The 373-nt window shown below is 29.5% G+C and carries 1 pseudogene; it reads left to right on the forward strand.

The window, feature by feature from the left end:
* A pseudogene (locus tag SB775_RS27780) lies at positions 1–373 on the forward strand (hypothetical protein); the annotation flags it as partial.

Here is a 373-nt window from a genome sequence, read left to right on the forward strand (position 1 = left end):
GTGATTTCCACAGCGATGAATGTTATTAAAACTATTATTTCTGCAGCATGGAATTTTATAAAAACAGTATTTGTTACTGTATTGAATTTCATTAAGACTACTGTACAAAACGCATTCAACTTTATTAAAAATGAAATTATTACCGTGATGAATGCTGTAAAAAACTTCATTCAAGCGGCATGGAATTTTATTAAAGATACGATCATTGGAGCAGTTCGCGCTTTCGTTAATTTCGTAGTTGATAATTTCAACAAAATTAAAAATACAATTTTTAGTGTTGTTGGGGCGATTAAAGATTTCATAGTAAATAATTTCGCTACGATTAAGAAAGTTATTACCGGTACTTTTACAGGTATTGTAGATACCGTAAAAG

The sequence above is a fragment of the Peribacillus sp. SIMBA_075 genome, from assembly GCF_046534585.1.